13 protein-coding genes are annotated in these 12,050 nt (G+C 60.3%); 1 reads left to right on the top strand and 12 read right to left on the bottom strand.

Annotated elements, in window-relative coordinates; translation table 11 throughout:
• Positions 1-97: 97 nt before the first annotated feature.
• Together tyrS and DWZ52_RS07600 are read right to left on the bottom strand one after the other, a co-directional pair.
• Positions 98-1,309: a tyrosine--tRNA ligase gene (tyrS, locus tag DWZ52_RS07595; RefSeq protein WP_117758837.1), complete on the bottom strand. Its 1,212-nt coding sequence runs from the start codon at positions 1,307-1,309 to the stop codon at positions 98-100.
• A gap of 96 nt (positions 1,310-1,405) precedes the next feature.
• Positions 1,406-3,364 carry a U32 family peptidase gene (locus DWZ52_RS07600; RefSeq protein ID WP_158567540.1) on the bottom strand — a complete coding sequence of 653 codons (1,959 nt, stop codon included), beginning with the start codon at positions 3,362-3,364 and terminating at the stop codon, positions 1,406-1,408.
• 162 nt (positions 3,365-3,526) lie between these two features.
• Here DWZ52_RS07600 and DWZ52_RS07605 point away from each other — a divergent pair, with 162 nt between their 5' ends.
• Positions 3,527-5,731 carry a transglycosylase domain-containing protein gene (locus DWZ52_RS07605; RefSeq protein WP_118385251.1) on the top strand — a complete coding sequence of 735 codons (2,205 nt, stop codon included), beginning with the start codon at positions 3,527-3,529 and terminating at the stop codon, positions 5,729-5,731.
• A 184-nt stretch (positions 5,732-5,915) separates the two neighbouring features.
• On the opposite strand, the gene DWZ52_RS07610 is transcribed toward DWZ52_RS07605, so the two are convergent.
• The 10 genes from DWZ52_RS07610 to infA form a co-directional block, all read right to left on the bottom strand.
• On the bottom strand, positions 5,916-6,353 hold the full coding sequence (locus DWZ52_RS07610) for an arginine repressor (RefSeq protein ID WP_006235280.1): 438 nt from the start codon (positions 6,351-6,353) through the stop codon (positions 5,916-5,918).
• Between the two features lie 132 nt (positions 6,354-6,485).
• The gene (locus tag DWZ52_RS07615) at positions 6,486-7,526 is read right to left on the bottom strand and encodes a glycosyltransferase (RefSeq protein WP_158572428.1); all 1,041 of its coding nucleotides are present in this window, start codon (positions 7,524-7,526) and stop codon (positions 6,486-6,488) included.
• A gap of 161 nt (positions 7,527-7,687) precedes the next feature.
• Positions 7,688-8,512: a tRNA pseudouridine(38-40) synthase TruA gene (gene truA / locus DWZ52_RS07620; protein WP_118385253.1), complete on the bottom strand. Its 825-nt coding sequence runs from the start codon at positions 8,510-8,512 to the stop codon at positions 7,688-7,690.
• A 91-nt stretch (positions 8,513-8,603) separates the two neighbouring features.
• Positions 8,604-9,071, bottom strand: coding sequence for a 50S ribosomal protein L17 (gene rplQ / locus DWZ52_RS07625; RefSeq protein ID WP_006235277.1), 468 nt, complete (start codon positions 9,069-9,071; stop codon positions 8,604-8,606).
• A 30-nt stretch (positions 9,072-9,101) separates the two neighbouring features.
• A complete protein-coding gene (locus DWZ52_RS07630) occupies positions 9,102-10,043 on the bottom strand; it encodes a DNA-directed RNA polymerase subunit alpha (RefSeq protein ID WP_006235276.1) in 942 nt (313 codons plus the stop codon).
• A 32-nt stretch (positions 10,044-10,075) separates the two neighbouring features.
• A complete protein-coding gene (gene rpsD / locus DWZ52_RS07635; protein WP_006235275.1) occupies positions 10,076-10,672 on the bottom strand; it encodes a 30S ribosomal protein S4 in 597 nt (198 codons plus the stop codon).
• Between the two features lie 19 nt (positions 10,673-10,691).
• Positions 10,692-11,096 (bottom strand): 30S ribosomal protein S11, encoded by a 405-nt coding sequence (rpsK, locus tag DWZ52_RS07640; RefSeq protein ID WP_006235274.1) that lies wholly within the window; start codon positions 11,094-11,096, stop codon positions 10,692-10,694.
• A gap of 14 nt (positions 11,097-11,110) precedes the next feature.
• Positions 11,111-11,485, bottom strand: coding sequence for a 30S ribosomal protein S13 (gene rpsM / locus DWZ52_RS07645; RefSeq protein ID WP_022094275.1), 375 nt, complete (start codon positions 11,483-11,485; stop codon positions 11,111-11,113).
• A 14-nt stretch (positions 11,486-11,499) separates the two neighbouring features.
• On the bottom strand, positions 11,500-11,613 hold the full coding sequence (gene rpmJ / locus DWZ52_RS07650; protein ID WP_006363204.1) for a 50S ribosomal protein L36: 114 nt from the start codon (positions 11,611-11,613) through the stop codon (positions 11,500-11,502).
• A gap of 150 nt (positions 11,614-11,763) precedes the next feature.
• Complete coding sequence (infA, locus tag DWZ52_RS07655) at positions 11,764-11,982, bottom strand: translation initiation factor IF-1 (protein ID WP_035137443.1); 219 nt, start codon at positions 11,980-11,982, stop codon at positions 11,764-11,766.
• Between the last annotated feature and the right edge of the window lie 68 nt (positions 11,983-12,050).

The raw sequence follows: 12,050 nt of genomic DNA on the forward strand, positions 1-12,050 counted from the left end.
TTGACCTTCTGGTCATGCCGCCGAAGTTGAAAGGCAGATTGCCGCGCTGGCGGGTTTGCAGCGTCGACCGGTTACGCGGTTTGGTAAAACCGCGTAACTAAATAAGCTTGAAGCCCTTGCGCTTGCCCACGGAGAGGGTGTCGCCCAGCTTGAGCGCGCTGGGGTCGATGTTGTAGCTCTTGGGAGCCACGGCCTCGCCATTAATCTTGACGCCGCCGCCGTCGATATCGCGACGGGCCTGGCCGGCGCTGGCCGAAAGTCCCAGATCCTTGAGCAGGCCGGCGAGGTAGATCTGACCCTCGTCGTTGACGGTCAGCTCGACATGCTTCTCGGGGAAGTCGGCGAGCTGGCCTTCCTTGAACACGCGGTCGAACTCGGCCTGAGCCTCGTCGCCGGCACCGGCGCCGTGGTAGGTGTCGCACAGGTCGCGGCCCAGGGCACGCTTGAGCTCATAGGGGTCGGCAGAGCCATCGGCCAAAGCGGCGTCGATCTTGTCGACCTCGGCCGGGGTGAGCGAGCTGGCCAGACGATAGTACTTGCCGATCATCTCGTCGGGGATGGACATGGTCTTGCCGAACATATCCTTGGGGGCGTCGGTCAGGCCGATGTAGTTGCCATAGGACTTGGACATCTTACGAACGCCATCGGTGCCCTCGAGCAGCGGCATGGTGAGCGCGATCTGGGGCTCCATGCCCATCTTCTCCATGAGCTCGCGGCCGGCGAGCAGGTTGAAGAGCTGATCGGTGCCACCCATCTCCACGTCGGCCTTGATCTGCACAGAGTCGAAGGCCTGCATCACGGGATACAGGAACTCATGCAGGGCGATCGGCGTCTGAGACTGGTAGCGCTTGGTAAAGTCGTCGCGCTCAAGGATGCGGGCAACGGTGAACTTGGAGCACACCTGCAGCAGACCGGCCAGATCCATCGACAGAATCCAGTCACCGTTGTGCACGATGGTGGTCTTCTCGGGGTCCAGGATCTTCATGGCCTGGCTCACGTAGGTCTCGGCATTGGCCTCGATCTGCTCCTGCGAAAGCTGCGGGCGGGTGGAGTTCTTGCCCGAGGGGTCGCCGATCAGCGCGGTGCCGTTGCCGATGATAAGGGTGACGTTGTGGCCCAGGTCCTGGAACTGGCGCATCTTGCGCAGCGGCACGGCATGGCCCAGGTGCAGGTCGGGGCTGGTGGGGTCGACGCCGAGCTTGATGTTGAGGGGCTCGCCCTTCTCAAGCTTCTTACGAAGGTCGGCCTCGGGGACGATCTTCGCAGCGCCCGAGGTGATGATACGCATTTGCTCGTCAACAGACAGCATTGGGTATCCTCCTTTTGCTATAGCACCCTCACCGGATACGGCGGTGCTGGAAGTCCATAAACTCTCATATGATAACAAACTGACGCGACGCGGCACCTACGACAGGAAAATCCTCGTCCTGCCGCACGCGTCAACGGCGACCGGCAGACGTGTACCGTCACGCTCGACCAGATAGCGTACCCGCCGACGACGCAAGCAGTCGCGGCAACGGACCTGTCCCGTCGCATCGGTAGCGCAGACGCCCTCGGCGGTCAGCAGGCAGTGCTCGCACACCATAAGCTCGGGACGATCGGCGTCGACCGGACCCCAGACGCCGGGTTCAGCAGCCAGTTCGGCAATACGCTCCGCATCATTGCCGAGCAACTCGGCCGGCAAGTACACCCGCCCCGCACCGAGTTCGCGCAGCCAGGCAAGCGTGGCCCGATTCGCGCAGAACACCGGCGCCGCCACGTCAAACGTCACGCCCAGCTCGCGAGCGATCACCACCTGTCCTAGGTTGCGGCAGACGACGCGCCCGGCACGCTGTGTCAGTGAGCGGGTCCGGTCAGCGTCACCCGTGCGGCACACCTCGTCAAGCACCACAGCGGCGTCGGACAAATCGAGTTCTCCGCGCGGGTCGGCATCCATCAGCTGCCAAGCAAAAACCATGCGAGCGGGAGCCGTGCACTCCACCAACTCCGTCGACGCACCGCCATCCACCGCAACGTCCTCAAAGGGCAGTACCTCAACGGCACGTGCAACGGGCGCAATCGCATCTGCCTCGGCCCGCATGCGCTCCAACACCGTTGCCGTTTGCCCCAGCACGCCGGCACTGCGAATCAGGTACACCTCGCAGCCCGCGTCCACCTTACGCTTGCAATGCACGACGACGCGCTTCCCCGCTGCGGCATCCACCGGGCAGGGCACCTGCGGCCAGCGCTTGGGCACATCGGGACGCGCGTCGGCACCCGGATAGAACCGAATCTCGAGCGTGTCACCCGCCGCCACGGCGGCATCGAGCTCGACGGTCACTTCCTCGTGGCCAACGGCCACCAGGCGTCCCACGCGCACACCTTGGTTGATCGCACGCTCAAAGCTCATAAGCTCGGCGCCCGAACGCCCCCGCAGATACGCGTCGGTAAACCCGCGGTTGAACGACCGGCCCAGCTCGCGTTCAAGCTCTTCCACGGCACCGGGGTCCCACGCGCCGTCGCACAGCATATCGAGCGCCCGGCGCCACACCCGCACCACGTTAAAGACGTAGTCGGGATTCTTCATGCGCCCCTCGATCTTGAGCGACGCCACGCCGGCATCTACAAGCTCGGGCAGATGCGCAATACCCAGATAGTCGCGCGGGCACAGCAGGCGATCTCCCTCGACGGCGACAACGCTCTGTCCCGCCTCGTCCACCAGGTCGTACGCCAGACGGCACGGCTGTGTGCATTCCCCGCGCATCGCCGAGCGCCCGCGTCTCAGGGCTGAGAACTCACAAGCACCCGAGTAGCCAATGCAGATGGCCCCGTGGCAGAACACCTCGATAGGCACGCCCGTACCGCACAAGGAGGCAATCTCGTCGACCGTCAGCTCGCGTGCCGTCGTCACGCGTTCGACCCCCAGCTCATCGGCGGCAAGCCGCACGGCGCCTTCGCTATGAGCGCCCGCCTGCGTGGACAGGTGAATCTCGACCCCGGGAATCGCCGCGCGCAGCGCGCAGGCCAACCCGGCATCGGCGACAATCAGAGCATCGGCGCCCAGCTCTAGTGCATGAGCTCCCAACGCCACCGCGTCGGACAACTCGTCGTCAAATACGAACACGTTGAGCGTTACGTACACACGCACGCCATGGGCATGCGCCACGGCGCAGCCGCGTGCAAACTCGTCGTCGGTAAAACCGTGCGCACTCACACGGGCGTTAAAGCCGCCCAACCCCGCATAGATGGCATCGGCACCCGCGGCGATGGCCGCAAGCATCTGGTCGAGCCCGCCCGCCGGCGCCAGCAGCTCGGGCAGCGCCGCACCGGCAGCATCCAATCCAGTCTCGTATTGTCCGCTCGGCCCCATCGTCCGAATCGCCATCGACAAACTCCTTACCAAGGTATGCATTCACTCTGAAAAATGCCGTCTTCCAGCATACACGAGGCCTCGCGCGCCCCGTTTGGTTTATCGTGTAATAACTTATGTCCATCCTGCCCCGACGGCACATCCACCGTCCGGCACGACATACCTGGAGGTCAATATATGGGTCCTCGCCAACGACAGGGACGCAGCCGTTCAAAGACGCATGCTCTGCCCATAATCCTGCTCTCGTTTTTGGGCTTTTTGCTTATCGCGGGCGTGGCATTTGGCATCGGCATGGTCGGCAACGTCAACCGCTGGCTGTCCGATCTGCCCGACTACACCGACGCCAACGCGTATCTGGTGAGCGAGCCCACCGAGATCGTCGACTGCAACGGCAACAAGATTGCGAGCTTCTACACGCAAAACCGCAAGTCTATCACCAAGGACGAGGTCTCCCCCTACGTGCTGCAGGGCACCGTTGACGTCGAGGACGAGCGCTTCTACGAGCACGGCGGTATCGACCTGTGGGGTATCGCGCGCGCTGCGGTGGCAACCCTCGGCGGCGGTCACGAAGGCGCCTCGACTATCACCCAGCAGCTGGTGCGCAACACCATCCTGCAGGAGGAGCAGTTCGACTCGACCATCGAGCGTAAGGTGCGCGAGGCTTACATCGCCGTCAAGATGGAGGATATGTACTCCAAAGACGAGATCCTCATGATGTACCTCAACACCATCTATTACGGCCACGGCGCCTACGGTATCGAGGCCGCCGCCGAGACCTACCTATCCAAGAGCGCCGCCGACCTCACCCTGAGCGAAGCCGCGCTGTTGATCGGCCTTCCCAACTCGCCCTCGCAGTACGACCCCACGGTCAACCCCGACCTGGCGCTGTCCCGTCGCAACAAGGTCCTCGACAACATGTTGCGCCTGGGCCACATCACGCAGGAGGAGCACGATGCCGCACAGGCCGAGCCCATCACCCTCAACGTGACCGAGATTTCGGGCAGCGGCGTCGACGTATACTCGCAGCCCTACTTTGTCGCCTATGTTAAGCAGCTGCTGGAGCAGGAGTTCTCGACCGACGTGCTCTTTAAGGGCGGTCTGACCGTCAAGACCACCATCGATCCCACGATGCAGCAGGTGGCAGAGAATGCCGTTCGCGAGCAGCTCGACACGCTCTCGCTCGACGGCCTGGACATGGGCATGGTCGTCGTCGACCCCAAGACCGGCTACATCAAGTGCATGGTGGGCGGCTACGACTACAACGCCGACGAGAACCACGTAAACCATGCCACGGCCAAGCGTCCCGTCGGCTCCACCTTTAAGGCCTTTACGCTGGCAACTGCCATCCAAAACGGCATGAACCCCAACGTCACCCTCAACTGCAACTCGCCGCTCAAGGCCAAGGGCACCACGACCGAGGTCCAAAACTACGCCAACCATAGCTATGGCAACATCACGCTTAAGCAGGCGACGGCATACTCCTCCAACACCGGCTACATCCAGGTGGCGGAAGCCGTCGGCAACAGCAAGATCATCTCGCTCGTCAAAAAGCTCGGCATCGATCCCGCCAAGGACAACATCGAGGACGTTCCCGTCATGACGCTCGGCACCGGCTCGATCTCGCCGCTCGAGATGGCCGCCGCCTACGCAACGTTTGCCAATGGCGGCTACTATCGCCAGCCGATCGCCATCACCGAGATTGACTCTCGTACCGGCTCGGTGCTGTACCAGCACACTGACAATCCCTCACAGGTGCTTACCGAGGGCGAGGCCGCCGCGGTCACCGATGTTCTGTCCGGCGTCATGCAGGGCGGCGGTACGGGCGCTGCCGGTGCCCTAAGCGTCAACCAGCCCTATGCCGGCAAGACGGGCACCACCGACAACACCACCAACCTGTGGTTCTGCGGCTATACCCCGCAGCTGGCGTGCGCCCTGTGGACCGGCTATTCCGCGGGCGAGATCCCCATCCAAAAGTACGGCACGGACCTGCTGGGCGACAGCACCAACCTGCCTGTCTTTAAGCGGTTTATGAACACCGTTCTGACCGGTACCGAGCGCGAGGAGTTTGCGACCGGAACGGCGCCCACCTACAAGAACAACAGCGTCTGGAAGTTCTACGGCACCAACAACACCAAGAAGTCGGAGAACGACGACAAGGACAAGGACGAAGAGGAAGAGGAAACCACCACAACGACTACCACGACGACCACGACCACCGAGACCACGGGCGGCGACACCACCGGCGGCACCGGTACGACCGGTGGCTCGACGGGTGGCTCCACTGGTGGTTCGACCGGCGGCGATGGCGGCACGCCTACGCCTACGCCTACGCCTACGCCCACTCCCGACCCCTCGCCCACGCCTGACGATACGGTCGGCTAAGAAGTACGCGACTAAAGCCAACAAGGCCCCGAGCAGCTTATTGAACTGCTCGGGGCCTTTTAGTTTGAAGCGACCTGGTGGGCGGTCTTTATACCGGCAAACAAAAAGGGGTACCGACCAACGTCGATGCCCCTTACAAGCCACTATGTCAGCGCACACAATGCCGAGCGCACGACCCGCACACCTACTTGCGAGAATTGCTCAACTTATTGATCAGCGCCTCGAGACGCTCGCCGTCCTCGGCCGTCTGGGCAATAACCAAAATCGTATCGTTGCCGGCAAGCGAGCCAAGCACATCGGGTAACTCTGCCGCATCAACGGCGGCGGCGATGCCGGAAGCCGTGCCAGGCTGAGCCTTGATCATAACCAGATTATCAGTACGCAGAACGCCCGTTACGAGCTCGGAAACCATACGCTGCAGGTGCAGGTCCTCTGCCAGAACATAGATGCCCTCAGGGAGCTTACGCAGCCCCATATCGGCAATATCGCGAGAGACAGTCGCCTGCGTGCAATCAAAGCCCATAGCACGGAGCTCATCGACCAGCACGCGCTGCGTGCGGACATCCTTATTGCGCACAATATCTCTAATGGCATCCTGGCGCCCATTGCGTTTTTTAGCCATACAAACCCTCTCTCCAAAAGATGGCGGAGACAATCAATCAGTGATTGAATAGTTTAACGCTATTTGAAGGCTTTTGTGTATAAGAACGCATTTCGAAACAATTCTATGCAAGTTTGTTTCGTAATGAGCCGTTTAGGCGGTTTTTGCGCCCGTCCGGTTAAGAAAAGCTGCCAGATGCGTACACATCACGCAGCGCGCGGGCTTGGCGCTGGCGATCGGCCCAAACAACAGACCGAGTCCCCGATGGTTATCCTTGAGCGCGGCGACCATCTGACGGGTTCGAGGCGCCTCGAGCATATCACGCATGCGGGTGGAACGCTCGATTGACGACACCCCATGCGGGCTCAGACACAAATTCTCGATGCAGGCGACCAGTCCGGCAAAGTAGAACTTTTGGCTTGCCAGCTTGAGCCGACCACCGCTATCTGCTTCCGAGAGTGAGTCCGCAAGCTCGTCGAGCGCTCGAGTGTCATCGGATATCCTGGCATACATGGTGGGATCAAAGGCATCTGTAAGCTTAGGTGCCGCCGCGTGGAAACAAGCGTCGCCGCAGCCGGACACGAATCGTGCCTGCGAGAGCGCATAAGCCATAAACTCAACCGTACGGTACGCCTTGCCGCGCGACAGGCATGCCTCAAACAGCGGACGGCTATACATCACGCCAGAGGTCTGAGCGACTAGGCCGCCCAAAATCAACTGGGGCAGCCCAGTCACCATAGAAGACTCGTCTTCTATGGCAATAGAGGCAGCATCCAAGACGCGCGAATGACGCTCGCGATGCGCATCGTATCGATCGAGCGACACCGAGGGGAGCACAATGTCTGCCGCAGTATCGCACGCGATATCGACCATCTTGGAAAGGGCCTGCGGAGCAAACCACTCATCGGCGTTCATGGCGATGATTTGAGAGCCGCGCGAGGCATCAAAACCGGCACGAAGACAAGCGCCGCGCTTCGCGTCCTCGACGTCAATCAAATCAATATGGATGTCCCTGTCGGCAGCAACTTGAAGCGAATGGCGCACACCGGGCGCAGCATCGCGGCAGACAACGACAATCTGCAAATCGTAGAGGTCTTGGTTCTGGATACTCTCGAGCGCACGCATCGCATAGCTGGGCGAACCTTCTACCACAAGGATCACCGAAAGTCGCGGATGCGAACCACGTCGAACCAAATTATCCGTCCTCTCGACAGCAATGAATCAAACCGTGGTTCATGGTACACCCCGGCAATAAAAGCAATGAGACACCGGTTGCATTGCACGCCAAGAACAGATGTTGCACACGCGCAGCCCACAGATGACAGGTGTCGACGCACGACACGTCGAGCCCTCCCCTAGTCGAGCACGACAAGCTCGGCGGGATCGTAATCCACGCCCATAAACGCAAGGCCGCAGGCAGGAGCCGTGGGGCCCGCAGCGGTACGGTCGCAAGCATCGATAACCTCGCGCATCCACTCGGGTTCACGGCGATGCATGCCAATCTCGACAAGCGTGCCCACGATCGTACGGACCATCGAATGCAGAAACGCATTGCCCTCGATGGTAAACGTCAGGATGTCCTCGCCAAACGCAACCTCATGGCCAAATTCGGCACGCATCACGCAGCGATGCGTGGGTTTGCCAACGGCCGAGGCAACCTTGCAAAAGCTTTTAAAGTCCTGCTCGCCCAGCAGCGCGGGGCAGGCAGAAGACATAGCCTCAACATCCAAGGGATAGCGATGCCACCACACGGCACCGCGGGACAGCACGGGGCGCGCATCGCGATCGGCAATACGGTATGTATACGTACGGGAATGCGCGTCAAAGCGTGCAGAAAAGCCTTTACGGGCCCTGTAGACCTCGTTTATGGCGATATCTTTGGGCAGCAGGGCATCCATGGCCCGCAGCCACCTACGGCGCGTCAGAGCGAGCTCAGCGTCCGTAACGGGCACGCTGATGTACTGAGCCACGGCATGCACGCCGGCATCGGTACGCCCCGCGCACGTCAGATCGATCGGGCGGCGAAGCAGCGTCTCGATGGCTCGACGTAGCTCACCAGCAACCGTCGTCTGTCCCGGCTGCTCGGCAAATCCGCTATACGACGAGCCATCATAGGCCACACGAAATACGAGTGTGGCGTCAAGCTCGGAAATCGAATTGAAATCAGACGGCGCAGTCATGGGCGCTCCCAACAAACAAGCAACGGTATCGCGACAAAAAAGAGGGGTACGCGAACGTACCCCTCGAATATAGCCTATGCAGACGGAAAGTCTACTCAGCGGTCTCCTCAGCAGGAGCTTCCTCGACGGCCTCGACCTTCTTGGGAGCAGCGGCCTTCTTGGGGGCCGGAGCAGCCTTCTTGGCCTTAGGCGTGCAAGGCTCGGTGACGAGCTCCATGATAACGATGGGAGCGTTGTCGCCCTTGCGGTTGCCGAGCTTCATGATGCGGGTGTAACCGCCGTTGCGGTCCTGCCACATGCCCTGGGCAGCCTTGTCGAAGATCTCGGCAACGAGCTGCTTATCGCCGAGCTTGGCGATAGCCAGACGACGAGAGTGCAGGTCGCCTTTCTTGGCCCAAGTGATGATCGGGTCGACGACCGAACGCAGCGCCTTAGCGCGGGTCTCGGTGGTCTTGATGCGGTCGTTCTCGAAGAGGGCCTTAGCAAGGCTCTTCTTCATGGCCTTGGTGTGGCTCGCATCGGTGCCGAGCTTCAGGCCCTTCTTAACGTTGTGACGCATGGTCTAGTTTCTCCTCAAATATGCGAAGCATTAAGCCTTCAGGCTCAGGCCCATGGACTCAAGCTTGTCCTTCACTTCCTCGATCGACTTAACACCGAAGTTACGGATGTTGAGCAGATCGTTCTCCGAGAACTCAACGAGCTGACGGACCGAGTGAATGCTGGCGCGCTTAAGGCAGTTGTAGGAACGGACAGAAAGGTCCAGATCCTCGATCTGCTTGTCCAGCTCGGCGTTGTCGTTGGTGACCTCGGGAGCGAAGATCGAAGCCTCCTCCTCGACCTCGGGGGTCTCGGCAAGGTTCATAAAGGCAGCCATATGCTGGTTGATGATATTGGCAGCCTGGACCACGGCGTCGCGCGGAGCGATGGAGCCGTTGGTCTCGATCTCGAGGACAAGGCGGTCGTAGTCGGTGTGCTGACCGACACGGCAAGCCTCAACGAGCTTGGCGCAACGGGACACCGGCGAGTACAGCGAGTCGACGTGGATCACACCGATGGGATCGTTGTCGCGCTTGTTAGCCTCGCCAGAGACATAGCCGCGGCCATAGCCGATGCGCATGCTCATGGTGAGATGGCCGCCCTCGGTGAGCGTAGCGATGTGCTGCTCGGGGTTGACCAGCTCAAACTCGGACGGAATAAAGAAGTCCGCACCGGTGACCTCGCAGGGGCCGTCAACCGAGATGGTGGCGGTCGCCTCGTCGGTCGTGCCGAGAGCCCTGAAGACAAGACCCTTGACATTCAGGACGATGTCGGTGACATCCTCGACCATGTTAGGGATGGTCATGAACTCGTGCTGTGCACCATCGATCTGAATAGCCTCGACGGCGGCACCCTCGAGCGAGGACAGAAGTACGCGACGAAGGGAGTTACCCAGCGTATCGCCGTAGCCACGCTCGAGCGGCTCGACGGAGACACGAGCAGACGTCTCGTTGATCTCTTCGACCTGAACCTGAGGCCTAATGAATTCTGACATGTATTACCTCCAGCCTCAGCAGCCCGGATGGACTACTTAGAGTAGAGCTCGACGATGAGCTGCTCGTTGATATCACCGCTGATCTGCTCACGCGTCGGCAGAGCGAGCACGTTACCAGACAGCTTCTCGATATCGACCTCGAGCCAGCCAGGGACCTCAAAGCGCTCGGAGGAAATCAGAGCCTCCTTGATGGGGAGGAGGTCACGGAACTTCTCGCCGACAGCGACGACGTCGCCGGCCTTGACGCGGTAGGACGGGATGTCCACGCGCTTGCCGTTCACGGTGAAGTGACCGTGACGGACGGACTGACGAGCCTCTTTGCGGGTGCGGGCGAAGCCAAGACGGAAGACGACGTTGTCGAGGCGAGACTCAAGGATGATCATGAGGTTCTCACCGGTGACGCCGTTCATCTTGCGGGCCTTGTTGAAGTAGCCGTGGAACTGCTTCTCCAGAACGCCATAGATGAACTTGACCTTCTGCTTCTCGCGCAGCTGCATGCCGTACTCAGATTCCTTGCGACGGCGCTTGGGCTGACGGATAGATTCCTTCTTGCTGCTGTAACCGAGCTCAGCGGGATCGATCCCGAGCTGACGGCAGCGCTTAAGAACAGGAGTCCTGTCGATTGCCATATTGATACGATCCTTTCAGTTACACGCGGCGACGCTTCTTGGGGCGGCAGCCGTTGTGCGGGATGGGGGTCTTGTCCTGGATGCTCGAGACCTCGAGGCCAGCAGCCTGGAGGGAGCGGATGGCGGTCTCACGACCGGAGCCGGGGCCCTTGACGAAGACGGAAACCTTCTTCATACCGTGCTCCATGGCCTGCTTGGCAGCAGCCTCGGCAGCCATCTGGGCAGCGAACGGCGTGGACTTACGGGAGCCCTTGAAGCCCACCTGGCCAGCCGACTTCCAGGAAATGACGTTGCCCTGGGGATCGGTGATCGAAACGATCGTGTTGTTGAACGTAGAACGAATGTGAGCCTGGCCCACGGAAATGTTCTTACGGTCCGCGCGCTTCAGACGGGCAGCGCGAACGTTCTTCTTAGCAGTAGCCATCTATCTAGCGCTCCTTATTTCTTCTTCTTAGCACCGATCTGACGCTTCGGGCCCTTGCGGGTACGAGCGTTAGTGTGGGTGCGCTGGCCGCGGACCGGGAGGCCCTTGCGGTGACGAAGGCCGCGGTTGCAGCCGATGTCCATAAGGCGCTTGACGTTCTGGTTGCGCTCACGGCGGAGGTCACCCTCAACCATGATCTGGTTCTTATCGATATAATCGCGGATGGCGTTAACCTCATCCTCGGTGAGGTCCTTAACGCGCGTATCCACGTTAACGTTGCACTCGACGCAGATCTTCGTCGCAGTGGTGCGGCCGATGCCGTAAATGTAGGTCAGACCGATCTCAACGCGCTTCTCACGCGGGAGGTCGACACCATTAATACGGGCCAACGTAGTCTCCTCTCTTAACCCTGACGCTGCTTATGACGGGGGTTCTCGCAAATGACGAGGACCTTGCCATGGCGCCTAATGATTTTGCACTTATCGCACATCTTCTTGACCGAAGGACGTACCTTCATCGTTCTTCCTTTCGGTAGCGCTCAAACTACTTCCCTACTATCTACTCGCCCAGCCGCAGGCGTTTAAAACTATGGCTGGTCTTCACACACAATCCGACCGTAGGTTGAGCTAAGCCTGCAGCCGGAAATGGAGTGCGTGTATGCGTGCCGCTATTTGTAGCGATAGGTGATGCGGCCGCGGGTCAGGTCGTACGGGGAAAGCTCCACGACAACCCTGTCACCGGGGAGAATACGGATGTAATTCATTCGGATCTTGCCAGAAATGTTGCACAGAACCGAATGACCGTTCTCGAGCTCGACCTTAAACATGGCGTTGGGCAGCGGTTCCTTTACCGTACCCTCGAGCTCAATTGCGTCTTCCTTCTTCACAAGCAATCATCTTTCTCTAGAAAACGACAGCGATTGAGTATTCTACAATACGCATGCACGTATCGTAG

The organism is Collinsella sp. AF33-16, assembly GCF_003475325.1.
Taxonomy (GTDB): Bacteria; Actinomycetota; Coriobacteriia; order Coriobacteriales; family Coriobacteriaceae; genus Collinsella.